Annotated in this window: 21 protein-coding genes and 1 pseudogene; 9 read left to right on the top strand and 13 right to left on the bottom strand. The window is 61.8% G+C overall.

Translation table 11 applies throughout. The features are described 5' to 3' along the window. Nucleotides 1-67 precede the first annotated feature (67 nt). Together FNU76_RS17035 and FNU76_RS17030 are read right to left on the bottom strand one after the other, a co-directional pair. Entirely contained in the window at nt 68-979 is a 912-nt protein-coding gene (locus FNU76_RS17035) for an ADP-ribosylglycohydrolase family protein (RefSeq protein ID WP_144279297.1), read from the bottom strand. A 60-nt stretch (nt 980-1,039) separates the two neighbouring features. Next, nucleotides 1,040-1,822 carry an NUDIX hydrolase gene (locus FNU76_RS17030; protein ID WP_223879067.1) on the bottom strand — a complete coding sequence of 261 codons (783 nt, stop codon included), beginning with the start codon at nt 1,820-1,822 and terminating at the stop codon, nt 1,040-1,042. 86 nt (nt 1,823-1,908) lie between these two features. On the opposite strand from FNU76_RS17030, the gene FNU76_RS17025 reads away from it, so the two are divergent. Together FNU76_RS17025 and FNU76_RS25290 are read left to right on the top strand one after the other, a co-directional pair. Next, nucleotides 1,909-2,805 (top strand): TIGR02452 family protein, encoded by an 897-nt coding sequence (locus tag FNU76_RS17025; RefSeq protein ID WP_144279296.1) that lies wholly within the window; start codon nt 1,909-1,911, stop codon nt 2,803-2,805. 350 nt (nt 2,806-3,155) lie between these two features. Beyond that, a pseudogene (locus tag FNU76_RS25290) lies at nt 3,156-3,464 on the top strand (hypothetical protein); the annotation flags it as partial. A gap of 1,149 nt (nt 3,465-4,613) precedes the next feature. On the opposite strand, the gene FNU76_RS17015 reads toward FNU76_RS25290, so the two are convergent. Continuing rightward, nucleotides 4,614-5,915 (bottom strand): HAMP domain-containing sensor histidine kinase, encoded by a 1,302-nt coding sequence (locus FNU76_RS17015; RefSeq protein ID WP_223879066.1) that lies wholly within the window; start codon nt 5,913-5,915, stop codon nt 4,614-4,616. 3 nt (nt 5,916-5,918) lie between these two features. Beyond that, nucleotides 5,919-6,605 carry a response regulator transcription factor gene (locus FNU76_RS17010; RefSeq protein WP_144279295.1) on the bottom strand — a complete coding sequence of 229 codons (687 nt, stop codon included), beginning with the start codon at nt 6,603-6,605 and terminating at the stop codon, nt 5,919-5,921. A gap of 118 nt (nt 6,606-6,723) precedes the next feature. Here FNU76_RS17010 and FNU76_RS17005 point away from each other — a divergent pair, with 118 nt between their 5' ends. The 4 genes from FNU76_RS17005 to FNU76_RS16990 all read left to right on the top strand — a co-directional run bounded on the left by FNU76_RS17005 (nt 6,724) and on the right by FNU76_RS16990 (nt 11,803). Beyond that, the gene (locus FNU76_RS17005) at nt 6,724-7,014 is read left to right on the top strand and encodes a YciI family protein (RefSeq protein ID WP_144279294.1); all 291 of its coding nucleotides are present in this window, start codon (nt 6,724-6,726) and stop codon (nt 7,012-7,014) included. A gap of 161 nt (nt 7,015-7,175) precedes the next feature. After that, nucleotides 7,176-8,321, top strand: coding sequence for an efflux RND transporter periplasmic adaptor subunit (locus tag FNU76_RS17000; protein WP_144279293.1), 1,146 nt, complete (start codon nt 7,176-7,178; stop codon nt 8,319-8,321). Then, nucleotides 8,318-11,398, top strand: coding sequence for an efflux RND transporter permease subunit (locus tag FNU76_RS16995; RefSeq protein WP_144279292.1), 3,081 nt, complete (start codon nt 8,318-8,320; stop codon nt 11,396-11,398). The genes FNU76_RS17000 and FNU76_RS16995 overlap by 4 nt, the downstream gene beginning before the upstream one ends. 141 nt (nt 11,399-11,539) lie before the next feature. Further along, a complete protein-coding gene (locus tag FNU76_RS16990) occupies nt 11,540-11,803 on the top strand; it encodes a hypothetical protein (protein ID WP_144279291.1) in 264 nt (87 codons plus the stop codon). A 68-nt stretch (nt 11,804-11,871) separates the two neighbouring features. Here the strand turns inward: FNU76_RS16990 and cydX are convergent, their stop codons facing one another. The 5 genes from cydX to FNU76_RS16965 are packed head-to-tail and all read right to left on the bottom strand — an operon-like array spanning nt 11,872 to nt 15,560. Beyond that, a complete protein-coding gene (gene cydX, locus FNU76_RS25285) occupies nt 11,872-12,027 on the bottom strand; it encodes a cytochrome bd-I oxidase subunit CydX (RefSeq protein WP_144279290.1) in 156 nt (51 codons plus the stop codon). 15 nt (nt 12,028-12,042) lie between these two features. Then, nucleotides 12,043-13,179 carry a cytochrome d ubiquinol oxidase subunit II gene (gene cydB / locus FNU76_RS16980; RefSeq protein WP_144279289.1) on the bottom strand — a complete coding sequence of 379 codons (1,137 nt, stop codon included), beginning with the start codon at nt 13,177-13,179 and terminating at the stop codon, nt 12,043-12,045. After that, nucleotides 13,172-14,749, bottom strand: coding sequence for a cytochrome ubiquinol oxidase subunit I (locus FNU76_RS16975; RefSeq protein WP_144279288.1), 1,578 nt, complete (start codon nt 14,747-14,749; stop codon nt 13,172-13,174). Before FNU76_RS16975 ends, cydB begins: the two co-directional genes overlap by 8 nt. Beyond that, a complete protein-coding gene (cydP, locus tag FNU76_RS16970) occupies nt 14,746-14,991 on the bottom strand; it encodes a cytochrome oxidase putative small subunit CydP (protein ID WP_144279287.1) in 246 nt (81 codons plus the stop codon). Before cydP ends, FNU76_RS16975 begins: the two co-directional genes overlap by 4 nt. Beyond that, a complete protein-coding gene (locus tag FNU76_RS16965) occupies nt 14,988-15,560 on the bottom strand; it encodes a GbsR/MarR family transcriptional regulator (protein WP_144279286.1) in 573 nt (190 codons plus the stop codon). Before FNU76_RS16965 ends, cydP begins: the two co-directional genes overlap by 4 nt. A 332-nt stretch (nt 15,561-15,892) precedes the next feature. On the opposite strand from FNU76_RS16965, the gene FNU76_RS16960 reads away from it, so the two are divergent. Then, nucleotides 15,893-16,585, top strand: coding sequence for a hypothetical protein (locus tag FNU76_RS16960; protein WP_223879065.1), 693 nt, complete (start codon nt 15,893-15,895; stop codon nt 16,583-16,585). Between the two features lie 64 nt (nt 16,586-16,649). Beyond that, entirely contained in the window at nt 16,650-17,567 is a 918-nt protein-coding gene (locus tag FNU76_RS16955; protein ID WP_144279285.1) for a hypothetical protein, read from the top strand. Here the strand turns inward: FNU76_RS16955 and FNU76_RS16950 are convergent. The 3 genes from FNU76_RS16950 to FNU76_RS16940 form a co-directional block, all read right to left on the bottom strand. Continuing rightward, a complete protein-coding gene (locus tag FNU76_RS16950; protein ID WP_223879064.1) occupies nt 17,564-19,513 on the bottom strand; it encodes an ABC transporter ATP-binding protein in 1,950 nt (649 codons plus the stop codon). The two genes, FNU76_RS16955 and FNU76_RS16950, sit on opposite strands and share 4 nt — an antisense overlap. Beyond that, the gene (locus FNU76_RS16945) at nt 19,468-22,356 is read right to left on the bottom strand and encodes a type 2 lanthipeptide synthetase LanM family protein (RefSeq protein WP_144279284.1); all 2,889 of its coding nucleotides are present in this window, start codon (nt 22,354-22,356) and stop codon (nt 19,468-19,470) included. The genes FNU76_RS16950 and FNU76_RS16945 overlap by 46 nt, the downstream gene beginning before the upstream one ends. A gap of 177 nt (nt 22,357-22,533) precedes the next feature. Then, nucleotides 22,534-22,722 carry a DUF6229 family protein gene (locus FNU76_RS16940; RefSeq protein WP_144279283.1) on the bottom strand — a complete coding sequence of 63 codons (189 nt, stop codon included), beginning with the start codon at nt 22,720-22,722 and terminating at the stop codon, nt 22,534-22,536. 441 nt (nt 22,723-23,163) lie between these two features. On the opposite strand from FNU76_RS16940, the gene FNU76_RS16935 reads away from it, so the two are divergent. Next, nucleotides 23,164-24,993, top strand: coding sequence for a sensor histidine kinase (locus tag FNU76_RS16935; RefSeq protein ID WP_144279282.1), 1,830 nt, complete (start codon nt 23,164-23,166; stop codon nt 24,991-24,993). Here FNU76_RS16935 and FNU76_RS16930 read toward each other — a convergent pair whose 3' ends face one another. Beyond that, nucleotides 24,994-25,857, bottom strand: coding sequence for a phosphate/phosphite/phosphonate ABC transporter substrate-binding protein (locus tag FNU76_RS16930; protein ID WP_179958157.1), 864 nt, complete (start codon nt 25,855-25,857; stop codon nt 24,994-24,996). Between the last annotated feature and the right edge of the window lie 130 nt (nt 25,858-25,987).

The following is a 25,987-nucleotide window of genomic DNA, read 5'->3' as shown; positions in this document are numbered from 1 at the left end:
TGACGCTTTCTCAATATACAGTTAGTGACGGGATGCGCCCCATTACAACTCTTGGTTTCGTCAGCGTTCAAAGCTGCGTTTCTCGTTGTTGGCGTAGCCGATCGGCCAAGTCCTCAATATCGTCGCCCATGATCAGACGCGCACGCCAATGTCGCGGGATGCTTTCCGCGCCGTAAAAGGCACCCGCCAATTGGCCGCAAATGGCAGCCGTGGTATCCGCGTCATCACCGAGGTTGGCAGCCTTTAGCACCGCGGTATCAAAGCTGTCGGTATGCCAAAAACACCAGAGTGCCGCTTCCAGCGATTCGACGACATAGCCGCTGCCGCGAATTTCTCTTTCCGATTTATCGCGCCACGCTCCGGCGGCCAGAGGCACAACCTGTTTTGCTACTGCGTGATAACCGGTGCCGAACAAGACTGACTCCTTGTCGCCGCCCGCGAGTGCGGCGCGCAGCTGTGCCGCGAACAGCCGAGTGCACTCGATGGCTTCTTCGGCACCATGTGTCGTTCGGGCACTTTCACCGGCGTAATGCACGACATGTCCTGGATTTTCAAAGAAAAACATCGGAATTGGCGCGAGGCGCATTAGCGAACCGTTGCCTGCAGTGCGAGGATCGATATCACCACTGAATGGATCGCCGCAAGCGCGGTACCGCTCCAGCGCTCTGGCAACCGTCATTCCGATGTCAAAGCATTCCCCCGTGCTGCTCATATAGCCAAAACTTGCCCAATTGCAGTAGCGGTTCATTTGGTCTTCGGCGTCAAAACCATTTCGGTATAGCAGGCTATGCGCGAGGCAAAGTGCCATGGCGCAGTCATCGGTCCATGCACCGGCAGGCAATTGGAATGGTCCACCGCCAATCATGTCGGTTATGGGTGCAAAGGTCCCGCGCGGGCTGAATTCGACGGTCGTCCCGACCGCGTCGCCACAGGCCAAGCCTAGCAAACATCCGCGAAATCGGTCTTCTAGCGTTGGCATAACATTCTTCACTTTGGCATGTCGTCCTAATTGGTACGGCTCCCTTCGATGGGAGGCGTGTCAGCTTGCTTCTTCAGTGCGCCCGCTCATAACCCGCGGAAAAAACACCATGGGGCGATCAGGACGGCGGCGATAGAGTTGGGCTGGACGGTTGCTGCCATACCGCCATGCGTTGGGGACTTCTTCAAGGAAGTCGCCTTCCTTGATGCGCTTGCGGAAGGCGCTCTTGTCGACCGCGCGGCCCAGTACGATTTCATGGACACGCTGCAGTTCGGACAAGGTAAAGGTTTCGGGCAATAAATGGACAGGTAGCGAGCTGTATTCCACCTTATTGCGCACCCGCTGTATGGCCACCTCGAGTATGTGCGCATGATCGAAGGCGAGGTGGGGTGCCACGCTGCTGCCGTCAATGCGATACCACTGAGCCGCTTCCACGTTGGCTCCGTGTGTCAGCTCGATATGTTCCGAGGGAATCAACGCAAAATACGCGAACGTGGTGGACCAGCCTCTCGGGTCCCGTGTCTTGTTTCCAAAGCCCTGTAGCTGTTCGAGGTAAGGCGTGTCGACGCCGGTCTTTTCGCGCAGCTTGCGAAGGGCTGTGGCCTGGAGGTCCTGATCGTGGTGAACGTCGATGAAGCCACCGGGCAAGGCCCAGTGCTCCTTGAAGGGATGTTCGCCCCGTTTAACCAATAGTACGTGCAAACCTTCGTCACGGACGGCAAGGATCACCAGGTCCACGCTGGTGAGCGGTACGTCGTAGTCATGGATGTTGTAGTGGCGCAGAAATTCACGCTCGGACTGTTGTTTTGCGCTCATCGGTGTTTCCCCATCAATGGCGGTCATTCTAACGCAATTCGCCTTAGTTATTGTTAAAAATACACTAAGATAGTTGCCATGAAACACTAAGATGGTCTAGCATCTCGATCGCCATGGCCTGTTTGGCTAGGCAACGACATTTCAACATTGAAAAAAAGAAGAACGAATCCGTGAATAATCGAGAACAACGCGCAGCCATTGCCCAGGACACCCTGGCGATACTGAAGCGTGGCCACTATCGCAACCTGCACGGCGATCACGTCGACATTGGCGAGGCGATTCAATCCGCCATTAGCCAGTCAATCCATTATCGTGGCGATGCGCTGCGAGTACTGGCGGCGCAGCAGACGCCTGATGCTGCAGATGCCTGTGAGATTCAGGTAAACAATGAGAGCACGCTGGCGGCCGCGAGCCGTCTGGTTGCCCAAGGCCATGACGTGCTATGTCTGAACTTTGCGTCGGCCCGGAACCCGGGCGGCGGATTTCTGGGTGGGTCGGAAGCCCAGGAAGAAAATCTAGCGAAGTCGTCGGCGCTTTATCCCTGCATCGCGCAGATGACGGACATGTACGAAGCGAACCGGAAAATGACGTCTTGCGTGTACTTGGACGACATGATCTATTCACCGCAGGTTCCGGTATTCCGGGACGATGCTTACCAGTATCTGGACGCAGCGTATCAGGTGTCGATCGTCACGGCGCCCGCGGTGAACAGCGGCGCGGTCGCGCGTAATGAGCCGGAGCGGGTATCGGAGTTGGCCAACATCATGCGTCAGCGCATCGAGTTACTGCTGGCACTCGCCAAACACCATGGTCATCAAACTTTGGTTCTCGGTGCATGGGGGTGCGGTGTATTCGGCAACGATCCAGGTGAGATGGCCAGTTGGTTCGCGCTTCACTTGCGAGATAATCCGGTATACCGAAACGCATTCCGACAAGTTTGCTTTGCGGTACTCGATCGCCGAGATAATGGTACCTATGCGGCCTTTGCCAAGCAGTTCGGCAGCGACTAACCACAGGTCTTAGCCAAACCTACTTCGCTTCGGGACGGCCGCTGCTCTTCTTTCATCCTGTTCCCGCACCCTTCCTTTAATTCTCGTGTATTAGGTTTTAAATGACACAAATCCTATTTTATGAAACCGACAAGGCGTACGGGTGCTTCTCGAATTTTTCTCGTCACCCACTCGATATCGGCGGCTTTCGTTGGCCCACTTCAGAGCACTTCTTTCAAATTGGTCGTGAACGCCATCGATCCTTTCGACCGGATTGGGACCATTTGCGCGATCAAGTCATGCTACACGCATTACAAGCAAAATTCTCGCAACATGGGGACCTGCGTGAGATATTATAGTCGACTCATGGGGCTACCTTAGTCGAGCATACGAAAAACGATAGATACTGGGGCGATGGTGGCAATGGTACCGGGCGGAATATGCTCGGGCGACTGCTTGAACAGGTAAGAGCACAACTGAACCCAGAAAGCACAAAATATTACGCCCCACCTTGGATTGCCAGCCCGGATATTGAGCCATCGGATATATATTGGCGCATGAGCGAAGGAGAGGAACAGCTTACAAATGCCCAACAGTTTTGCAAGACGCTTAGCCCGGCTGCCCGCAAGCAATATGATATGTACTTTCCGGTACCGAGGGAGTGGTGCAATTCTTGGTAGTTTGCTGTGGGAGATTGAGGTGGCTCAATCTTAAGCCACCCACTCTTGATCAAGAAATTCGCCGGCCAAGCCAGACAAGCTTGGCCGGCGAATTACGCCCATGGATGCCCTACGTCTTGCAAGCCCAGAAAGCTTAACTATTCGAGGCACGCCTTATACAACAAGGTCACGGAGAAAAGTAGATGAATTATACAATTCGGCAGAGCGAAGGATCCTCCCGATCAGCCGCGCATTCGGTCGATACAAATTTCAATAGCGTAACAGGGTTCTCCTCGAATAGAAAATCACGCCCCGTGCTACGTAATGCCCCAGCCGATTCCTCACCCACGAAGGCGTCTAATTTCTCGGCGACCGTTCGGTTAAATTCATTCCATCTACTAGACCTGGTCGGTGGAGCATATTCGCCGATTGGCTCCGACTCATAACTCCTACCTTGCGAAGTCTCCACACGCTTTTCGCGCTCGGAATCGTGATTAAAAATTCCTGTCAATTCGGCAGGATTCGAATTGCGCTCCACAGAGCCTCCAGAGGAAAGAGTAGCGCGCTCAGAGGCATGGCCAGCCGAAATGGTATGGTTAGCCGAAATGGCATGGGAGTTGAGTACAGGATTATTATTAAATAGCATTGCATTTCTTTCATGAATTTACAAAAACCCACGCGAACTAAACGTGCGACACCCTTGCGAACCACTGTTCGCATGCCACATGGCAAATTTCCAGTAATTTGTAATTTTTTACATAGCAGAAAAAATAAAAATATTGAGAAAATAAATATCTACTTAATCTACTGATTCATATATATCTAAAAAACCACATTTCAATTTTCAATTGATTCAGCAAGACAATCTTTCGTAAAGTAAAAATTACTTTGCAATATTGCCTCATCGTAAACCCCACGCTTCCCGGCTGCGCCAGGATCTGGATGTTCGAGAAACAACTGCCTCCCGCTGGCAGGCGCGAAGGCAACTTTGTGGCGGTTGAGGCGCGAAGCCGGCCGAGCGTGGCAAGCCAGAAAAAAACGGCCACCCCGAAGGGCGGCCAGAGGAGGAGGAAGGTTGCATTATCCCCCATTTGGGGGATAAATCATGATTTTCCGATATACGGTCGATTTTTCCCTGCTAGCCCGCCCGGCGCGGCAGGTTCACCACCATCAATAGCCCGCCCCCTCGCGGGCACTTGCCTCGATCCAGCCGCCATGCGACTCGACCGCGCGCCGGGCGATGGCCAGGCCCAGCCCGAAGCCGGCCACCGCCGGGTTTTCGTCCAGCCGGCGGAAGGGCTCGAACATGCGCGCCATATCGCCGGCGGCCACGCCAGGCCCGCGGTCGGCAACGCTGACACGCAGGCGTTCGGCATCCGCCCATACCTCCACGTCCACGCTGGTCGCCGGCGCGGTGTATTTGACGGCATTGCGGATCACATTCTCGAAGGCGCGGTACAGTAATTCGCCTTCCACTTCGGCGATGAATTCACCGCTGCTCTGCAGCACCAACTCCCGGCCGGCGGCGCGCGCTTCGAATTGGGCATCGTCGGCGATGGCGGCCACCAGCTCGACCAGGTCCACCGTTTCCCGCGCCACGTCGGCGGCACCGGCCTCCAGGCGGGCCAGGGTCAGCAACTCGCCTACCAGGCCGTCCAGCCGCAACACTTCCCGCTCCACCCGCTCCAGGCTGGACGCCATACGCTCGGGCCGCTGCCTGGCCAGGCCGATGGCGGCCTGCATGCGCGCCAGGGGCGAGCGCAACTCGTGCGAGACGTCGTGCAACAAGCGCTGCTGCGCACCGACCAATTGTTGCAATTGCTGGGCCATGCGGTCGAAATCGCGGCCCAGATCGGCGATTTCGTCGCGGCGACGGCCCATACGCACTTGCACCCGGGTATCCAGCCGGCCTTCGGCGGCGTTATGCAAGGCCCAACGCAAGCTGCGGATGGGCTTGGAGAAATACCAGGCCAGCAAGGCGCTGATCGCCAGGCTGCCCCCGGCCGACACCGCAATGGGAACGAGGATGGACGGCGGCTTGGGCTTGGCATCGGCCAACAGGCGCAGCGCCTCCGCCTCGCGGGCGAAGATGCGGTAGCGCATACCGTCCGGCGCTTGTGCCTCGACCAGCGTACCGGCCGGCTGTGCGACACGATCCGGTAAGGCCTGTAGTTCCACCAAGGGCAAGGAACGACCCAGCAGCTCCCTATCCCGCTCATCCACCACATAGATGCCGGGCTGCAAGTCGCGGTCGCGCCAGTCGCGCAACAAGGCGATGGCGGCGCCGGTCTCGCCGTCCTGCAAGACACTGGCGGTACTGCGTAGCAGCAGTCCCAGCCGCTCCGCTTCGAAACTGCGCTGTTCGGCCGGCTCGAACCAACGCAGCAACCAGGCGGCGGCAATGACCGTCACCATGGTCAGCATCAGCGCCAGCCAGAAAGCGATAAAGAACTTCCAGAACAGCCGCCCCATGCGCTACTCCCTGATCAGCATATAACCCTGGCCACGCACGGACTGAATCCAGGCGCGGCCATCGGCGTTTACACCCAGCTTTTGCCGGATGCTGCTGATATGCACATCGATGCTGCGGTCAAAGCGCGCCAATGGCCGGCCCAGCGCCCGCTCCGATAGAGTCGGCTTACCCACCACCTGGCCCGCTTGGCGCGCCAGCACCTCCAGCAAGCGGAATTCGGACCCCGTCAGCGGCAGGGGCTGGCCTTGCCACTCGGCTTGCAAGCGGCCCGGCCACAACAGCAACTGCCCCAAGCGGATACTGCCCGCTTCCGCCAGCGCATCGGCCGGCGCTCCCCTACGCAGGATGGCGCGTAGCCTGGCCACCAGTTCGCGGGGCGAGCAGGGTTTGGGTACGTAATCATCGGCTCCCAGCTCCAGGCCGAGAATGCGGTCGATATCATCCCCGCGGGCAGTCAACATCAAGACCGGCATACGGCTGTGGGCGCGAATGCGGCGCAGCGCCTCCACACCATTGAGACGAGGCATCATCACGTCCAGCACCACGATCTCATATCGTCCGCTCAAGGCCTCATCCACGCCGGCCTCGCCGTCATGCACCGCGCGCACGGCAAAGCCCTCCTGTTCAAGGTACTCGGCCAACATGGCGCTTAATTCGATATCATCATCAACCAACAGAACACGGGTCATGGCAAGCGGCTAGGATTGAACTTCGCTGCATCATAGTCGTGCCGGCGGCGGGAGCCGCCCATCTTTACCCGTCTTTACAATCCCTGTTGCCAACCACCCATCACAAGGTCTTGCCCAGATGTTCCTTCTAATCCTCAGCTACAAGAAACCGCTGGCGGAAGTTGATCGCTTTGTCGCGGAGCACCGCGCGTTCCTCGAGCGCTACTATGAGAGCGGTCAATTCCTGTTGTCGGGCCGTAAGGAACCGCGGACAGGCGGGGTGATATTCGCGAACGTAGAGAGCGAAACCGAGTTGGCGGAGATCATTCGGCAAGATCCCTTCTGCCGCGAGCAGATCGCGGATTACGAGATCATCGAATTCATCCCTTCCATGTCCGCAGAACATCTTTCCCATCTAAAGGAAACCTAGCGGGAAACGTCAACGCATCTTTACCCTTCTTTACCCTGCCTTAACAGCGCCTTACCGAATGGACGACGAGTATACGGACCCAGCCACCCCGGATACCCGCCCATGCCCTGCCTTGCCTCCCTCCAGCGCGCCCCCGATGATTTTCCCGGCGGAGCGCCACGATGAAAAACCGCCATCGTCTCGGCCTGGCTGCGATCACCGTCATCCTGCTGGCCGGCGGCGCCGTACTGGTCAAACCCAAGGCGGCCTCCGATACCGCCCCGAAAGTCGATCGTGCCGCCTTGACCGTTTCGGCGACACGGCCATATACGGCCGATTGGCCGCTCGTCCTGCAGGCCAGCGGTCCCCTGGCCGCCTGGCAGGAAGCCAGCATCAGCGCCGAACTGGGCGGCTTGCAGATCACCGCCCTGCACGCCGACGTGGGTAGCCGGGTAAAACGCGGGCAGTTGCTGGCCGAGTTGGCCGGCGAGTCGGGCGCCGCCGCCGTGCGGCAAGCCGTTGCCAATGTCGAGCAAGCCGCCGCGGCGCTACGCCTGGCTCGCGCCAATGCCCGCCGCGGCGAGGCAGTCAAGGATAGCGGCGTACTGACGAAGCAGCAGATCGAGCAATACCAGATTGCCGAACAGAGCGCCGTCGCCGCCATGGCGGGCGCCGAAGCGGCATTGAGCAGCGCCCGCATTCAATTGGCGCGGACCCGCATCGTGGCCGTGGACGACGGCATCGTGACCAGCCGCAGCGTGGTGCTGGGCGCGGTGGTCGGCAGCGGCAGCGAGTTGTTCCGCTTGCTGCGGCAGGGACGGCTGGAGTGGCGCGCCGAAATCGGCGCCCAGCAGCTGTCCCGGCTCAAACCCGGGCAGATGGCCACGATCGGCCTGCCGGGCGATGGACAGGTCAGCGGTACGGTACGCCAACTCGCCCCCACCCTCAGCAATGAAAACCGCACCGCCATCGCCTATGTCGACCTGGCCGACCACGCCGACGCCAAGGCCGGCATGTATGTGCGCGGCACGATCACGCTGGGCCGGCGCAGTGCGCAAATCCTGCCCGCCAGCGCGGTCACCTTGCGCGATGGCCATGGCTATGTGTTCGAGCTGGACAGCCCCGGGCGGGATAGCCCCAGGCGGGACAGCCCCGGGCAGACCAGCCAGCGCAAGGTTATCCAGCGCCAGGTCGGCGTCGGACGCAGCCAGGCCGGCGAGGTCGAGATCGTCTCCGGCCTGGCCGCCGATGCCCTGGTGGTACGCAGCGGCGGCGCATTTCTGAGCGATGGCGACACGGTGCGGCTGAGCACGCAGGAGACGCCATGAATATTTCCGCCTGGGCCATCCGCAAGCCGGTGCCGGCCATCCTGCTGTTCGTGGTGCTGACCCTGTTGGGCCTGGTGGGTTTCCATAAGCTGGACATCCAGAACTTCCCCGATATGGATTTTCCGACGGTCATGGTCAACGCCACGCTGGAAGGCGCGGCGCCAGCCCAATTGGAAACCGAGGTGGCGCGCAAGCTGGAAGACCAGTTGGCCGCCCTGGGCGGGGTCGAACATATCAACAGCACCATTACCGACGGGTCGGTCAGCATCAGCGTGCAGTTCGCCCTGGAGAAAAACGGCGAAGAAGCCCTGAACCAGGTACGCAATGCGGTCGATTCGGCGCGCAGCGCACTGCCCGCCGAGATGGCGACACCCACCGTCTCCAAGCTGTCCACCAGCGGCTCCGCCATCCTGACCTATACGGTACAGTCCAGGCAGATGGACGAGGAAGCGTTGTCCTGGCTGGTCGATAACGAGATCAGTAAAGCCATGCTGGCCACGCGCGGGGTGGGCAAGCTGAGCCGCGTCGGCGGTCTCAGCCGCGAAGTACTGGTGGAACTGGACCCGGCCCGCCTCGGCGGCCTGGGCATCAGCACGGCAACCGTGGCCACCCAGCTCAAGGCCGTGCAGCGCGATGCCTCGGGCGGTGAAGGCCGGGTAGCCGGCCAGAGCCAATCGCTGCGCACCCTGGGCGCGGTGGGGAGCTTGGCCGAGCTGGCTGCCTTGCCCATTCCGCTGGGCGATGGCCGGCAGGTACGGCTGGATCAACTGGGTACGCTGCGCGATGGCCATGCCGAACGAAGCAGCTACGCTTTTTGGAACGGCAAGCCCGTGGTCGCCTTCCAGCTCACCCGCGTCAAGGATGCCGGCGAGGTAGCCGTTGCCGCGGCGGTGCGGCAGACCGTGAGCGAGCTGCGGCAGCGCTTTCCGCAGGTCGAGATCAGCGAGGCCTACAACACCGTCCAACCCATCGAGGACAATTACCACGGCTCGCTGCAATTGCTGCTGGAGGGCGCCGTACTCGCCGTACTGGTGGTGTTCTGGTTCCTGCGCGACTGGCGCGCCACCGTGGTGGCCGCCACCGCCCTGCCGCTGTCCATCCTGCCGACCTTCGCGGTCATGCATTACCTGGGTTTCAGCCTGAATGTGCTGACCCTGCTGTCGCTGGCCTTGGTGATCGGCATCCTGGTGGATGACGCCATCGTCGAAGTGGAGAATATCGTCCGCCATCTGCGCATGGGCAAGACGCCGCTGCAAGCCGCGCGGGAAGCCGCCGACGAAATCGGCTTGGCGGTGGTCGCCACCACCCTGGCCCTGGTGGCCGTGTTCCTGCCCACCGCCTTTATGAGTGGCATCTCCGGCAAGTTTTTTCGCCAGTTCGGCCTGACCGCGGCGGCAGCGGTACTGGCTTCGCTGCTGGTGGCACGGCTGCTGACACCCATGCTGGCCGCCTATCTGCTCAAACCCGCCAGCCACGGCGAGCACGACGGTCCCTTGATGCGCCGCTACCTGGGTTGGGTGGACTGGTGCATGGCCCACCGCAAGTCCACCATGGCCCTGGCATGCGGCTTCTTTATCGCTTCCTTGGCCCTGGTGCCGCTCTTGCCTACCGGCTTTGTGCCGGCCAATGACCAGAGCCAGACCCAGGTCACCCTCGAACTGGCGCCGGGCAGCCGCCTGGCCGATACCCGCAAGCTGGTGGACCAGGCGCACACCCTGCTGGCGCCCCTGGGCGATGTCAAACAGGTGTTCGCCACCGTAGGCAGCAGCGATGCCGGTAGCGGCGGGCCGGAGGACAGTGGCGGCAGCAGCGATGTGCGCCGCGCCAGCCTGACCCTGAACCTGACCCCGCGCAGCGAGCGTTCCTACTCGCAGGCCAGCGTGGAAGCGAAGATACGCGCAGCGCTCAAGCCCCTGGCCGGCGCCCGCGTCAGTGTGGGCGGTGCCAATAGCGGAGAAACCCTGCAGTTGACCTTGGTCGGCGACGATGCCGAGACCCTGGAAAAAGCCGCCGGCACGGTGGCGCGAGACCTGCGCGGCCTAAAGGGCATAGGCACGGTCACGCCCGCCAGCGCCGTGCAGCGGCCGGAAATCCAGATCAAACCGGACTATGCCCGCGCCGCCGAGCTGGGCGTGACCAGCCAAGCTCTGGCCACGGCGGTGCGCATGGCGACCCATGGCGACTATTCCGCCAACCTGGCCAAGCTCAAGCTGCCACAGCGGCAGATCGACATACGGGTCAGGCTGGCCGATGCCGCCCGCCAGGATCTCGATGCCCTGGGCCAGTTGCGCATTGCCGGCGCCAAGGGCGAGGTGAGCTTGGCCAGCGTGGCCGAGATCAGCATGGCAAGCAGCCCCAGCCAGATCAAGCGGCGCGATAGGCAGCGCCAGGCCACCATCGAACTGGAGCTGGGCAGCCGCAATATGGGCGAGGTGATGCGCGAAGCGAATAGCCTACCGTCCCTGCAAACACTGCCGGCCGGGGTGTCGCAGCAAGCGGCCGGCGATGCCGAACGCATGGCCGAACTGTTCGGCAGCTTTGGCGTGGCCATGCTGGTCGGCATCCTGTGCATCTATATCGTGCTGGTCTTGCTGTTCCATGACTTCCTGCAACCGGTCACGATCCTGGCGGCCTTGCCATTGAGCCTTGGTGGCGCCTTTCTGGCCCTGCTGCTCACCGGCAATAGCTTCTCCATGCCGGCCATTATCGGTCTGCTGATGCTGATGGGGGTGGTGACCAAGAACGCCATACTGCTGGTGGAATACGCGGTGATGGCGCGGCGCGAACATGGCATGGCCCGCCGGGATGCCTTGCGCGATGCCTGTCACAAACGCGCGCGGCCTATCCTGATGACCACCCTGGCCATGGCGGCCGGCATGCTGCCGATCGCCTGCGGATTGGGCGCCGATCCCAGCTTCCGGGCGCCGATGGCGATCACGGTGCTGGGCGGGCTGCTCACTTCGACCCTGTTGAGCCTGCTGGTCATCCCGGTTGTGTTTACGTATGTGGATGACCTGCTGGGGTGGCTGGCGGTGCGCGTGGCATGCCGGCCTGCGGCTGAACGGCCGCTTTATTGAATGCAGAAAGGCTACTTCCTGCCTTTCCGCATTCGACTAACAGTAATTTCACGCAATTGCAGCGCGCTGGACGGCATAATACGGCCCTACTCAACCCTCAATCGTCCGGCCGGATCAGCGGGCCGCATGGAAGCAAGCAGCATGGAAGCAAGTATCAGCTACGGCATCAGCGTGAACGGCTCCGCCTTCGAGGCGTGCAACGCCAGTACCCTGATCGGCGCCAAGCGAGCGGCAACGGCCAGGTACCAGGCTGCGCCGAACGGCACCATCATTACCATCGTCAAGGTCGTGCATAAGGCCGAAGAAGTCTTCAAACACTACAGCATCAAGCTGGTGGGCGAGTCGCGCTGGTGCGCCTATAAGGAATGGAAGGCCTTGGGGCGCGAACTGCCGCAAGGCATCTAGTTCGGCGATTCCACGCGACGGCGACGCTCCTTGACGTCGCCGCGCTTGATCACGGCATACGGCCGGGGCTACGCCTCGGGCGTTTCGCGATATTTTTCGAATCGCCTGCGGGTCTTGTCCGCGTCGCGGCTGCCGAAGGCGTAGTTCGACTCCAGCCACATCACGTTGATGATGCCGAAGGCGAGCGCCAGGCCCAGGCCCAATATCCAGGTGAAATACCACATTGCAGTGTCCTTGTTTCAATAAGCGGTATGGGTTTCGCGGCGGATCTTTTCGACCGTGACCGGGCCGCGCAGCACGCGATAGACCCAGCTGGTGTAGCCGATGACGATGGGCAGCAGTACCACGGTCAGCAGCAGCATCACCTGCAGGGTCTTATGGCTGGAAACGGCGTCCCAGGCAGTCAGGCTGCTGGCCGGATCGATGCTGGACGGCAGCACGAAGGGGAACAGCGACAGTCCGGCGGTCAGGATGATGGCGCAGCAATTGACGCAGCTGGCCAGGAATACCGGCCAACGCCATCCACGCCAAGCCGCTGCGACGGATAGCAGGGCTGCCGCGATGCCGGCGGCGGGCACGGCGGCCAAGCCTGCCCAGCGGCCGTAATTGGCCAGCCAGGCGCCCGGGGCATGGCCGACGGTCTTGCCCAGGGGAGACAGCGCGGTACCGATGTCGCCTTGCGCCAGTATCTGCAAACCGTCCATTCGCCCCAGCCACCAGCCGCCCAAGCCGAACAGCAAGGCATTGAGTACGCCCAGCACCATGGCGAATCGACGGGCCCGCCGCCAAACCTCCCCTTCGGTACGCAGCATCAGGTAGCTGGCGCCGTGCAATGCCAGCATGGCGACGGAGACCAGGCCACAGTACACGCCGAAGGGGTTGAACAGGTCCAGGAAGCCGCCGCCGTAAGTCACCCGCATGCTGTCGTCGAAGCGGAACGGCAGGCCGACGAACAGATTGCCGATGGCAATGCCGAAGACCAGGCTGGGCACAAAGCCGCCGGTGAACAAGGCCCAATCCCATACGCTGCGCCAGCGCGGGTCGGCCAGCTTGCCGCGATAGTCGAATCCGACCGGTCGCAGGAACAGCGCGAACAAGGTCAGGATCAGCGCCACGTACAAGACCGAGAATCCGGCCGCGTAAACCAGCGGCCAGGCCGCGAAGATGGCGCCGCCGGACAGCACCAGCCAGACCTGGTTGCCCTCCCAGGTAGGGCCGACGGTATTGATGGCAACCCGCCGTTCTTCGTCATTGCGTCCCACGAAGGGCAGCAGCATGCCCACCCCCATATCGAAACCATCGGTCAGGGCAAAGCCCAGCAGCAGGGTGGCGATCAGCCCCCACCACACCAGCTTGAGCGTCTCGTAATCAAGCATGACCCACTCCTTCGACTGCCGGCGTTTCGCCGTGGTAGCGGCCCGTGGCCAGGCTGGCCGGTCCCAGCCGGATGTATTTCAGCATCAGGAACATCTCGACCAGGAACAGCAGGAAGTAGATCAGGCCGATGCCTATCAAACTGAACCAGACCTGCCCGGCATCCACGCTGGAGACCGATAGATGGGTAGGCAGGATGCCGCTGATGCTCCAGGGCTGCCGGCCATACTCGGCCACGAACCAGCCCATTTCGATGGCGACCCAGGGCAAGGGAATCGCCAGCACACACAGTTTGAGCAGCCAGCGCTGCGGCGCCAGACGCCGACGGATAAGGAACCAGAAGCTGCAGGAGAAAATAAACAGGAACAGGATGCCCAGCGCCACCATGATGCGGAACGACCAAAACAAGGGTGCAACGCGCGGAATGGTGTCGTCCACCGCTTTGGCGATCTGCGCTTCGGTGGCATCCACCACCCGCGGCGTGTACTTCTTCAGCAGCAGGCCAAACCCGAGGTCGCGGCCGTAGATATCGAACTGCTCGCGCGTTTCTGCCGACTTATCGCCGGCCTTCAGCTTGACCAGCGCCGCATAAGCATGGATGCCACGGCGAATGCGCTGCTCATGGTCCTTCTTCAGGTCCTTGATGCCGATCACCGGCTCGTCGATCGAGCGGGTGGCGATCAAGCCCAGCAGATAAGGTATCTTCACCTCGTAGTCGGTACGTTGCTCGGCTTGATTCGGCCAACCGAACACGGTGATGCCGGCTGGAGCCGGATGGGTTTCCCATTCGGCTTCGATGGCGGCCAGCTTGACCTTTTGCACTTCGCCGGTGGTATAGCCCGACTCGTCGCCCAGCACGATCACCGAGAGCGAGGAGGCCAGGCCGAAGCCCGCCGCCACGGCAAAAGAACGGATGGCGAAACCGGTATCGCGGGCTTTCAGCAGATAAAAAGCAGAGATGCCCAGCACGAACATGGCCCCGCACACATAGCCGGCCGCCACGGTGTGGACGAACTTCACCTGGGCCACCGGATTGAAAAACACCTCGCCCAGATTCACCAGCTCCATCCGCATGGTGACCGGATTGAAGGCGGCGCCCACCGGGTTCTGCATCCAGCCGTTGGCGACCAGGATCCACAGCGCCGAGAGGTTGGTACCCAAGGCCAACAGGCTGGTCACCAGCAGATGCTTGACCTTCGACAGCCGGTCCCAACCGAAAAAGAACAAGCCGATAAAGGTCGATTCCAGGAAGAAGGCCATCATGCCTTCGATCGCCAGCGGTACCCCGAAGATATCGCCCACGTAATGCGAGTAATAGGCCCAATTGGTACCGAACTGGAATTCCAGCGTCAGCCCGGTGGCCACGCCCATGGCGAAGTTGATGCCGAACAGTTTGCCCCAGAAGCGGGTCATGTCCTTGTAGACCTGCTGGCCGGTCATGACATAGACCGCTTCGCAGATCACCAGAATCCAGCTCAGGCCCAGCGTGAGCGGCACGAACAGGAAGTGGAACATCGCCGTCATCGCGAACTGCAGGCGCGAGAGCGTGACGACGTCATCGGGTGAGATCATGAGGGTGCTCCAGTAACAGAATGGGGTTTGTCGGCAGAGGGGCCGAAGAATTGCTGTTCTATCCGCTGCGGTTCGACCCGCATATGGTGGGCGACCGGCTCGCTGAACCACAGGCGCTTGGCTGTATAGAGCAGGATCAGCTTGAGCAGCACGATGACCGTGATTTCCAGCCTGAAGCGGTTACGCTCGGTGATCTTCCAGCCGAACAGACGCAGCGGTATGCGAAATCGCGCCAATTTCATCGGGGCCCACCTTCTCCATTATCACGACCACCAAATTTGAGCTTGTCGGCGAACTCCAGCACTTTCTGTACCTTGGCACCCAGTTGCATCAGCCGCACCACGGTTTCCGGCGACAGGCGCTGCACATCGTCCAGCCAGCTGGTCGTCAGTTCGATCAACTCATGCATCTCGCGCATGCGCGCCTGCGCCACCTTGTCGGCCTCGTTGTCGGGGTTTTCGAGCAAGGCTTCGCGCAACATGGAAAGGGTCGGTTCGATTTCGCGCCGGCGCCGCTCTTCCATCAGCACCCGGAAGATTTCCCACACATCCTTGGGCGGTTCGAAGTAGTCGCGCCGGTCACCGGGCAGATGGACCAGCTTGACCAGACGCCAAGCCTGCAGCTCCTTGATGCCGATACCGACGTTGGAGCGGGAAAAGACCAGCGTTTCACCGATCTCATCGGCATTGAGCGGTCTACCGCTGATATACAGCAAGGCATAGATCTGCCCCACGGTACGGTTCACCCCCCAACGGGAGCCCATTTCGCCAAAGTGGCGGACAAAGCGTTCGGCCAGCGGAGTCAGTTCCATTTTTCAATTTCCAGTATTTTCTGGAAATTTAAACATTACTGGATATTTGCGCAAGAAGAATATGCGGGATAGCTAAATTACTGTCGGCGCCAGCATGCCGAAAAAGCAGGCGTGGCGTTGCCGCAGGCGAAGTAATATTTACTTAGCATAATCATGTTCGAATTAACTGATGTTCAGCCCCGCGTCAAGCGCCCTGCAGGGCCGAGGATGAAAGCACAACAGATTTTTCTGCACGTGTTCCCTTAAATCCCCAGACCTTCTGTACGTGGATACCATGCGCCCCGCGCAATTTTGCCCATCTGTGCAATTTCTCCATTTGAATAGGAAGTTTTATGAAGTTTCGCCTTGTAGCCACCCTCGCCACCCTCGCTGCGCTGTTGACGGGCTGTGCCGTAGCACCCCAATTGCCGGTACCCATGGCTCCCAATACCCTGTCCGCCCAAGGTGGCCGGATCGGTGTGGCGATGAGCGCGTTGCCGGCCGCGAATACCGACTTCCCGGGGGCGGGCTGCTTGCTTTGTCTCGCGGCGGCCAGCGTGGCCAATTCCAAGCTGACAACGCACACCAAGACGCTTGGCCCGGAGGATCTACCCAAGCTGAAGCAGCAAGCGGCGGAGTTGATCCGTAAGAAGGGTGCCGAAGCGGTGATCATCGAGGAGCCGCTGGTGGTGGACGACCTGCCCTCCGCATCGCAGAAGGGCCCCAACCAGTCGCCCAAGGATTTTGCGGCACTCAAGGCCAAGTACGGCGTGGACAAGCTCTTCGTATTCGACATCCAGTTCCTGGGCATGCAGCGGCCTTACTCGTCCTACATCCCCAGCAGCGATCCCAAGGCGGTGATGTTGGGGTTCGGCTACCTGGTCAACCTCAGCAACAATTCCTACGAATGGTTCGCCCCCGTCAATATCGTTAAAAGCAGTGAAGGCGCCTGGGATGAAGCCCCCGCCTTTCCTGGCCTGACCAATGCCTATTACCAGGTCGTGGAAGCAGGCAAGGACGCCTTTCTGAAGCCGCTCGCCAACTAAGCGAAATGGGGCTATGCGCCACGCCTGGCCCCAGTGCCCAATCGAACTCAGGAACGTTTCCCCTATGTTGCGAACAATACGAAACGTAAGGCGCTTCACCGCACTATTGGCCTTGCTATGCGCGCAAACCGGCTTTGCGGCCGATGCGGTGCCGGTCAATCTACCGAAGCCGGTTTTACAAGAGATGTCCTGGGCACTGGTGCTGCCCAAGGACGAGCCGGTTCAATTCGGCGGCAGGGTCAATATGGACGCGGCAGGTGTGGGCCAGAGCCACATACTCTACCCAACCGGCGGTGCCGGTGCCGCCGGCTTCTTCGCGGCTATCCTCACGCACGCCTTGGTGACCGATGCCACCAAGCGGGCGCAAAAGACCAAGCTGCAGCAAGAGGCCGACGTGGTGCTGAAGCCTTTTGCCGATGTGCTGGGAGGTTTCCAGCATAGCGAGCTGATGCGGCTTGCCTTGGCCAAGACCACCAGTGGCAGCCAGCGCCGTCTGGCGAGTATCGACGAGTCGGCCGGCAAGGACTGGCGCGTTGCCAGCGTACCCGCCTTCTTTATGACCCAGGACAAGCGCAGCCTGGTGCTGGACAACCTGGTCGCGGTCGTTCCGCCAGGCATGGACGATAAGGATGCCTACCAGGTGACGGTCAGGGTGGTTTCCTCGGCGCTGAGCGGCGATGGCTTGGACGAACAATGGAATGGCCAGGGTGGCGAACGGTTGAAAACCGAAAGCGCAGCACTGCTGGCCCAGTCGCTGGATTTAGCCTTGGCGGATATCGCCGGCATGATGGCCAAGGGCAGCGGCACGCAAAAGTCCGTTCGTTATCGGGAAGGTAGTTCGGAACGGATTGAGCGCGGCGAACTGCTGATGGAAAACTGTGGCCGCAGCATTTTGCGGACGCTACGCGGCGCATTGATGTCGGTGCCGACCTCAGCAAGCTCGGAAAGGCAGCCATGCGAACAAAAGATGGCAAGCAACTAGGCCTGGACGGCCGGCTGAGGCGAAGCTTGTTCCAAACCGTTCAAGCGACTCTGTAGCTCATAAAGCTCCGCATACCGCCCACCGAGCGCAACGAGCTCCTCGTGCCGGCCGCTTTCCACCAGGGCGCCCCGTTCCAGGAAGTAAATGCGGTCTGCATTGCGCACGCTGGCGAGCCGGTGGGTAATCAGGATCACCGTGCGCCGGCTGGCCAGCTGCCGTAGCGACTCATAGACGGCGTGTTCGGCCTTGGCATCCAGCGGTGCAGTCGGTTCGTCCCAGATGACCAGCGGCGCATCGCGGTAGAGGCCACGCGCGACCGCCAGGCGCTGCCATTGGCCGCCCGACAGGTCGTGGCCGCCGGCAAATTCGCGCGACAGCAGCGTATCCCACGTTTTGGGCAGGTTATTGATCACTTCCGTCGCCCGCGACTGCTGCGCGGCGGCCAGCAGCGCTACCCCGGCGGGGTCGGCGCGGTCGTAGCGGCCCAGCCGGATATTGTCCTTGGCGCTGCGCGGCCAGCGAATGGGGTGCTGCAACACCATGGCGACGCGGTCGGCCAGGCTTTTCGGGTCGATCTGCCGGATATCGATGCCATCCCAGCTGACCACGCCCTCATCCGGCTGGAGCAGACCGGCGATCACCTTGGCCAGCGTGGTCTTGCCCGAGCCGTTTTCGCCCACCAGGGCAATGGTCTGACCGGCTTCTATCGCCAGCGAAAGTTCGCGCAAGGCGGCGCCGCTGCTGCCGGGATAGCGGAATGTCACGCGGTCGAGCACGATACGTTGCGGATCCTGCGGCGCCGGCAGCTTGCCGCCCGGCTGGCCGCGCCGGGCCGCCAGCGCGATAAAGTCGCAATAGTCGCTGATATAGAGGGTTTTCTCGAACAGATCGTGGCTGACCTGCATCAAACGGGCCAAGGCCGCGCCCGCAGTGCGGATGGCGATCACGGCGGTGCCGGCGACCGCCAGGTCCAGCCACTGTCCAAGCAGCATCGCCGCCAAGGCGGCAAAGGTGGCGGCCAGCCCCAGGGCGGACAGGGTGCGGCCCAGCGCCATGGCACGCGCCTCCCGAATGCCCAGGTCGATCAGATGGTCTTGCAGTGCCAGCGCGCAGCGGCTGTGCTCCGCCAGCACGTAAGGCTGCGCCTGGTTGGCTCGGATCTCTGCCGCGGCGTCGCGTTCGGTGGCCAATTCGGCCATCATCTCCAGCTGCCGCGACAAGGCGATGGTCTTCTCCATGCCGGCATATTGGGTGCGTGCGCCGCTCAGTGCAGCCCAGCCCTCGGGCAGCAAGGCCAGCAGGAGGATGGGTAGCAGCAAGGGATGCAGCCAGCACAATGCCACGCTGGCGCTGACCACTGCGAATCCGGCGCCCAGTGCCTCCACCAGACTATTGGTGGCGCCTTCGAGATGCATCACACCGCGCATCTTGGCGCGGTGCATCTGGTCGTAGAAGCCGGCATCGTCGAAGGAAGCCAGATCCACGCCCGCCGCTGCCCGGCACAAGGCTTCTTCCGCCTGCCTGTGCACTTTCGGCCCCATGTGCGCACGCGCCATGGCCGTGGCGGCGTCGATGGCCAGGCGAAACAGGTAGACACAGGCCAGCAAGGCGATGGCGGGCACGGCCTGGCTCATTCGGCCGACATCCGCGCCGGCACCGAACAGCTGGGTCAGCACCGTGGGCGTCAGCATCAAGGCAGCCGTCACCGCCACGCCGCCCAGCAATTGCGCCAGTACCACGACCCATACGGCCAAAGGTGCGGCGCGCCGCAATAGCGCGACGGTAGGCCGGATCGCGCCGGACAGGCGCCGCAGGAACGAGGCCAGCCCCGGTGTCGCGGACTCGCCCCGGTCTATGCGCCAGAACGGTGTTTCCAGCGTGCTATCTTCGGCAGCCAGGCTCAGAGGCCGCCTCCACCCAAGGTCAGGACAGAGGGCAGGCGACAATCCGGGTGCGCCCGCAACAGCTGGTACACCACGCCCCCCAGGCCGGACAGCAACCCCGGCGCAAAGGTATTGCGGGCGATACCGCTGATGGCGCCGTGCTCCTCGATACTGGAGAGTATCAACCCCATCACCTGCTCGCGACTCAAGCCGGCGGGCGCCTCGTCCAGCGCCATGGCCCTGTCGAGCAATTCCCAGGCACCCAGGTCGCCGTGGCAAGGGCAATGGTTCTGGCCGAAGCCGACCCGCCAGGCGGCGGCCGCGGCGACGCGTATGCGCTGCCGGTTGGCCGGATCCTGCAGTTGCGGGTCGAGATGCAGATGCGCCAGGCCGATACCTACCGCGCCATGGCACCAGGCGGCCACGCTCTTGACCGGCAGATCGCGCAGATCGAGCCAGTTCTGTTCCGACTCGTCGTACAGGCTGTCCTCGAATGCGAAAGCCGCGTTGGCCATATCGCTGAAATCCTGCCGGCCCGACTCCCGTCCCAGCCAGCTCAAGGCCCAGCCTATGCCCGTCACGCCATGGGCAAAGCCGCCGATGCCATTGGGCCAGCGCTCATGCGTCCAATAGACGGCAGCGCCCTTGTGCACGACCCGCGCGCACAATTGCTCGCCGATGGCGCAGGCCATCTCCAGGTAGCGGGCATCGCCGGTTTTGCGGGCCAGCATCAGCAAGGGCACGATGGCGCCGCTGCGACCGGTCAGCAGGTCGTTTACTTCATCCGCGGCGGCGGCGGCCGGCAACATCTCGGCCAGCTCGCAAGCGCGCCGCAGACCTTCTCCGCCATCCATGCCCCACTCCGCCAGCGTCAGGCGGGTCCAGATCTGCGAACCGAGGCCGATATAGCCGCCGGGCTGGAGCGGCCGCATCTTCTGCGTACCGGCGCGCTGCCATTCCTTGTAGACCCAGTCTTCCAGCAGGTCGAGCGAGCGCAGGACGTCGGCCAGCAAACGGTCCAGCCCTTCTACCGGGTCGGCGCGACCCGCCGCCACTTCCTTCAAATAGGCGGCCAGCAGGATGGCTACGCCGCTGGAACCGCCGTAAAGGTCGTTTTCCAGGGTCTGTACCGACCAGCCATCCACCCCCATGATGGGCGCGATCCAGGCGGCGGTACCGTCCTTGCCGCGAATCGCCGCCGCCATCAGCTCGGCCACGATGCGGGCGGCTTGCGCCCGGCGACGGGTGTCCAGCTGCTCGAGGCGGGGATGTTCCGGCAGGATGGAGACATCCTCCGGATACCAGCCGTCGGCGATAAAGGCGCTCACCAGGCTGGCGCGGATGACCTTGCGTTCCAGTTCGAAGTCGGCCGAGCGCCATCCGTCCAGCACCGCTTCCACCAGGTTGCAAGGTGGCAGCCAGTGGGTGCCGCGCGGACCATCCAGCACGCCATGGCCGGCAATCGCGGTGTAGAAGGGGATATCGCCTTCCAGAAGATCTTCGACCTCGGCGCTGATCACCGCCGGATCGGATGGCGCCCCGAGGAAATTGATCGCCATGGTGGCCAGCAGATGGCAGGCACGATCCTGCGCCGGTCCGGGCTTATGCAGCGACACCGGGTGCCAGAGCATACGGCTGATTTCCGCATAGGTTTCGGTCGGGCGCGGGACAAAGCGGATGCGGCAGTCCTCGAAGTCCTTCAACCGTTCACGCAGCGATCCGGTCGCGTCCAAATCTTGCAAGGTAGCGGTCAATTGATCGAACGCCGCCAGCACCTCCGGCCAGTAGGTGCCCAAGGCCGGTTCCGGGCTGGGATGGTTCTGCGAGCGGGGCATTTCCATGGTGGTGGTGCCCAGGCGGGCATCATCCGTGCCGGCATTGACGATGCCCGGTACGTTCAGCACCGGCTGCTGCCCCGGCAACATGCCCACGCTGGAGACATCGACGCCGCGCCAGCCGAGGCTGCGGCCACGGCCAGGCAGCATGCCGACATTGAGTACCGATTCGTTCACCAGCAGGTTGGCCTCGTCGCCGGCCTCCCCCAATCCGGACGGACGGGCTTGGAGACGCGGTGCGAACAGGGTTTCGCAGTCCACCACGACCGGGCTGCCGCCGTGGGCGATCAGGTTCTCGGCATGCAGGTCGTTACCGCCCAGCAAACGCATCACGGCCAGCCAATGGCCGATGCCGCGATAGAAGTCGCGCAGCTCGGCATCGTCCGCCGCATAGCGATGCGGGACGAATTTCGACCAGCCATGTTCGCCGCGCGACAATACCTGCGGCACGCTGATCGTCATGCGCTCGCCATGCGCCGGCGCAAGTTCGTCGATAAAGCGCGCCAAGGCGATATCGACGGCCATCGAGCGGGGCTTGTAGACGACTCGGCCGCCTTCGCAGCGGACAATCGCGACGGTTTGGCCGCCCTGATGGCTGTCGCCCGCGCCAAAACTCAGTTCCAGCAGCGCGCCGGGCGCTTCGCCGCATAGGCTGGCGAGCGCCTGCCGGTCGGCGGCCCAGCGGCCGGCGAATGTCAAGGATGCCTCGCAGCGGTGCCGGATCACGGCCTCCACGCGGCGATGCATGGTCGGGTACGGCGCCGCCAGCCCGTCCCAGAACGGGCGCGCCGAGGCAAGTTCGATGAATTCCGCCCAGCGTTGGGCGGGGTCCTCGGCATGCAACTTGCCGGTGACACGGGCCGCGTTCAGTTCAAGCAGCAACAAGCGGCCGAGTTTGGCGTGCAACACTTCCAGCAAGGCATCTTGCGTCGCACCCAAAATGACCTGCGACTCCCCCTTCAGCAGCCCAGTAACTGAAAAAAGCCGGGTTGCCAGATCGTCCATATATGGCGAAATCAGGCAACCCAGGCATTTATCGAAGTTACTGGTGTCTTTATCAGACACCGTCATTCAATAAACCTTTCTTATGCTAAAACTTAATATAAGCATAAGGAGCACCGACAAGCGCATTCGCTAACCGCTAGCTTATCAAGCGGAAAGTTAAATTAATATTTAGGCATATCCGCCTTCGCATAATACGAAGGAGCGTCGCCGGCGCTGCCGGCCTGTCGGCGCTACCCTAGAAAATCAACAGCACATATAGCGCGACGAACCGGAACAAGCAGTGCCGCAACCACCCCAGGTCAGGGGACGGATCGACATGGCGATATCGGCTTCGGCATATTCGCCGCTCACGTACAGAGCACCGGCAGGATTGCTGTCGCCGGCTTCATTGCGCCACATTTCAACGAGGTTTGCTGCTTCGATGTTGTCCATGAGTCTTCCTCTTCACAGTTGGTTGAGTGTGCCGGAGAGACTAGCCGAGAACCGAGCCCGGTTCTTCGACCGGCGCTCCCCGGGCTACCGCCACGATGCTTTTGCCATCGCTTGGAAGCCGCAGTAAAAGTACTCCAAGACGCACCCAAAATCGAACGATTCGTCAACTACAAGAAATATTGTTTTAATCACGCCACATATTTTCATGGTTATTCTTATGGCATTTTTTTCAGCAATCCAGTCTTTAGCATTAATTATTTCCAAGCCAGAAACTACCAAATAAATATGATATATGCGCGATTATTAATATAGAAGCCGGCTGCGCGCTTTACGTTCTTTTCACTTACGTCGATTGCGCTGTCAAGGGCACATCCCGCTGCTACGCTGAAGCTAGACGCCTATGCGTAGCTTCCATGCCATCACTGCCGACCTCGCCTACCCATGCCCTTTCCGTGGCCCCGCTCTCTGCGTTTTCGCCTGATCGTCACCAGCATGCTGGTCGAGGCCGCGGTGCTGGGCGTGCTGATCGCCAACTCCGTACGCTTGATCGATAACGCCGCCCACAGCAGTATCGAAGCCATCGTTGCGCAAACCACCCCCATGCTCAATGCCGCCCTGTTGCCGTATCTGCTGCAGCGCGACTATGCCGGTCTGCAGGACTTCCTGGCGGTGGCCGTCAGCGAGCATGACCGCGAGCTGGTCTATCTCAGCGTCAGCGACACGAAAGGGCGGCGCGTGGCCCAGGCCGGCCTGCCGTTCGACGCCCCCCTGCCCGCCCTCAGCGACGACCTGGACTTGGCGATCCGCCAGGGCGCCTACCATATCGAACGACCGGTCACCCTGGCCGGCCAGCGGCTGGGCCAGATCCGCCTGGGCATCTCGACCCGCATCATCGCCACCACCCGGGCCGACCTGGTACAGCAAGGCATCCTGATCGCCACGGCGGCGCTGGGCTTGAGCATGTTGCTGCTAGGGGGCATCGGTATTTGGCTGACCCGCAGCCTGCAACAGGCCGCCAAGGCCAGCCGGGCGGTGGCGGCCGGCGATTTCAGCCAGCGCCTGCCGGAAAGCGGCGCCTTGGAGGTGGCCGAGTTGGCGGCCACCATCAACCATATGAGCGCCGAGGTGCGGACCCAGTTGGACGCAATACGGGCCAGCGAACAGGAGTTTCGTATCCAGTTCGAACTGGCCGGGGTGGGCATCGGCCATCTGCTGGCGAATGGCCATTGGCTACGCAGCAACCATAGGCTGAACGAACTATTGGGCTATAGCGCCTTGCCGCTGCCCGACCTGGAACAGCTCTGCCATCCCACCGACCTGCCGGCCATGCATACCGCCATTGCCAAGGTGAGCGCCGGCGATGTCGCCGGCTGGCAAGCCGAACAACGCTATCGCAGCCGCGCGGGCGACTATGTCTGGTGTCTGTGCACGGTCTCGGCCTATCGGGCTGCCGGCGGCGAACTGGCCTATCTGCTGGTGGTCCTGCAGGATCTCGGCCAGTTGAAGGCGGTCGAAGAGGAACTGAAGCGCTATCGTGACGAGCTGGAGCTGCGGGTGGCGCAGCGCACGCTGGCCCTCTCGGCGGCCAACCAGGAACTGGAAAAATTCAGCTACTCGGTATCGCACGACCTGCGCTCTCCCTTGCGCGGGATTGCCGGTTTCGCCCAGATGCTGCAGGAGGATCATGGCGACAGGTTGCCCGAGGAGGCGCGCGGCTATCTCGCGCGCATTACCCGCGCCACCCAGCGCATGGGCGCGCTGATCGATGGACTACTGGCGCTCTCCCAAGTCAGTCGAGGCAGCCTGGTGCCGCGGCAGGTGGACCTGGCCCTGCTGGCCATGGCCGTGATCGAGGATTTGCGCGGCAGCCAGCCGGAACGCCAGGTAGAGGTCCGGATCGAAAACGCCTTACCGGACCTGGGCGACTGGGCCATGTTGCAGGCCCTGATCCAGAATCTATTGGGCAATGCCTGGAAATATACCGCCAAGCGGGCACAGGCCCGCATCGAATTCGGCCGCGAGCGGGTCGGCGAGGAGTGGGTCTACTTCGTCCGCGACAACGGCGCCGGCTTCGACCAGGACCATGCCGTCAAGTTGTTCGGCGCCTTTCAGCGGCTGCATTCGGCGGATGAGTTCGAAGGCTGCGGCATCGGGCTCGCCACCGCTGCCCGCATCGTGCACCGCCATGGCGGCCGGATCTGGGCCGAGGGCAGCATCGGCCAGGGTGCGACGTTCTATTTCACCTTGGCGGTTGCTCCCTTGGTCGCGTAGTTAACGGGCACCCGTCGCCTTGACCGCCGCCTCCTTGGACGCCTCCAGCATTTGGCGCGCACCGCGTACCGAATCGAAGTCACTGTCGCGGCCGGCGATAAAGCCCTTGACCGAGGCGCGGGCGAACATCTGCCGGGCCTCCGGACTGGCTGAAATTTTCAGCATGGCGGCCGCGATCCGCTTGAGCTCGTCGGCCGGCATGGCCGGTCCCGCCATCCATATGCCATGCGGGATAGGCTCGGAGCGCCAGATCACCTTCAGCTCATCCAGCTTGACGCCGTATTTCTCATTGAGCTGGTTGTCGGCGATGGCGCCGGCATCGACCTGCCGGTTAAAAACAGCAATCGCGGAGTTGGGTTGGGATTTGACGAACTCGGGCTGGATATCCTTCAGGCCGATGCCATTGCGCTGCAGCTCCAGCACCGGGAGTGCATAGCCCGAAGTAGACTTGGTATCGGTAAAGGCGATCCGCTTGCCCTTCAGCTCGCGCACCGCGACTATCCCGCTGTCTATGCGCACGACCAATACCGCGCGATAGGCATCGCCGCCCTCTTCCACATAGCGCACCACCAGGCGGGCGCCGAATTCGGCCTGGGCGGAGACATAACCATAGGCCCCGGTGCCGGCGATATCGACTTCGCCGGCCTTCAAGAGCCGTATGGTGTCGTCGTAGTTCTTGCCGCTCACCAACTCGACCTTGACGCCCAGCTCCTTCTCCAGGGCGCTGGCCATGGGACCGAAGTTTTGCAGCAGCTCCAGGTGCGACAGATTGGGATTGGCGGCGATCCGCAGCACCTTGGGCTCTGCCGCATGCAATGGGCCGGCGCTCAAGGCAAGAACCAGCAGCAGGAGGGCGCGCACCATGGGTCGACTCCGTTGGACTGGGGTGGTTTTCAAGTGTAGCTCACTACCTGTCGGACCATTGCAGGGAGGAGCGCCAGCCGGCAAGTCACTCCAAGTTCCCATTACACCCTGTCTCACGTAAAGTTGCGTG

The organism is Chitinimonas arctica (genome assembly GCF_007431345.1).
GTDB classification, from domain to species: Bacteria; Pseudomonadota; Gammaproteobacteria; order Burkholderiales; family Chitinimonadaceae; genus Chitinimonas; species Chitinimonas arctica.
Note: the sequence above shows the minus strand (reverse complement) of the source record. Positions and strands in the feature narration are given on the sequence as shown.

Excerpts from the sequence above, each read along its gene's own strand:
- FNU76_RS17010 (WP_144279295.1), bottom strand. The coding sequence starts at position 6,605 with ATGACCCGTGTTCTGTTGGTTGATGATGATATCGAATTAAGCGCCATG.
- FNU76_RS16995 (WP_144279292.1), top strand. The coding sequence starts at position 8,318 with ATGAATATTTCCGCCTGGGCCATCCGCAAGCCGGTGCCGGCCATCCTG.
- cydB (WP_144279289.1), bottom strand. The coding sequence starts at position 13,179 with ATGCTTGATTACGAGACGCTCAAGCTGGTGTGGTGGGGGCTGATCGCC.
- FNU76_RS16940 (WP_144279283.1), bottom strand. The coding sequence starts at position 22,722 with ATGGACAACATCGAAGCAGCAAACCTCGTTGAAATGTGGCGCAATGAA.
- FNU76_RS17000 (WP_144279293.1), top strand. The coding sequence starts at position 7,176 with ATGAAAAACCGCCATCGTCTCGGCCTGGCTGCGATCACCGTCATCCTG.
- FNU76_RS16955 (WP_144279285.1), top strand. The coding sequence starts at position 16,650 with ATGTTGCGAACAATACGAAACGTAAGGCGCTTCACCGCACTATTGGCC.
- FNU76_RS16975 (WP_144279288.1), bottom strand. The coding sequence starts at position 14,749 with ATGATCTCACCCGATGACGTCGTCACGCTCTCGCGCCTGCAGTTCGCG.
- FNU76_RS16935 (WP_144279282.1), top strand. The coding sequence starts at position 23,164 with ATGCCCTTTCCGTGGCCCCGCTCTCTGCGTTTTCGCCTGATCGTCACC.
- FNU76_RS16930 (WP_179958157.1), bottom strand. The coding sequence starts at position 25,857 with ATGGTGCGCGCCCTCCTGCTGCTGGTTCTTGCCTTGAGCGCCGGCCCA.
- FNU76_RS17035 (WP_144279297.1), bottom strand. The coding sequence starts at position 979 with ATGCCAACGCTAGAAGACCGATTTCGCGGATGTTTGCTAGGCTTGGCC.
- cydX (WP_144279290.1), bottom strand. The coding sequence starts at position 12,027 with ATGTGGTATTTCACCTGGATATTGGGCCTGGGCCTGGCGCTCGCCTTC.
- FNU76_RS17025 (WP_144279296.1), top strand. The coding sequence starts at position 1,909 with ATGGCCTGTTTGGCTAGGCAACGACATTTCAACATTGAAAAAAAGAAG.
- FNU76_RS16990 (WP_144279291.1), top strand. The coding sequence starts at position 11,540 with ATGGAAGCAAGTATCAGCTACGGCATCAGCGTGAACGGCTCCGCCTTC.
- cydP (WP_144279287.1), bottom strand. The coding sequence starts at position 14,991 with ATGAAATTGGCGCGATTTCGCATACCGCTGCGTCTGTTCGGCTGGAAG.
- FNU76_RS16960 (WP_223879065.1), top strand. The coding sequence starts at position 15,893 with ATGAAGTTTCGCCTTGTAGCCACCCTCGCCACCCTCGCTGCGCTGTTG.
- FNU76_RS16945 (WP_144279284.1), bottom strand. The coding sequence starts at position 22,356 with ATGACGGTGTCTGATAAAGACACCAGTAACTTCGATAAATGCCTGGGT.
- FNU76_RS17030 (WP_223879067.1), bottom strand. The coding sequence starts at position 1,822 with ATGACCGCCATTGATGGGGAAACACCGATGAGCGCAAAACAACAGTCC.
- FNU76_RS17015 (WP_223879066.1), bottom strand. The coding sequence starts at position 5,915 with ATGGGGCGGCTGTTCTGGAAGTTCTTTATCGCTTTCTGGCTGGCGCTG.
- FNU76_RS16965 (WP_144279286.1), bottom strand. The coding sequence starts at position 15,560 with ATGGAACTGACTCCGCTGGCCGAACGCTTTGTCCGCCACTTTGGCGAA.
- FNU76_RS17005 (WP_144279294.1), top strand. The coding sequence starts at position 6,724 with ATGTTCCTTCTAATCCTCAGCTACAAGAAACCGCTGGCGGAAGTTGAT.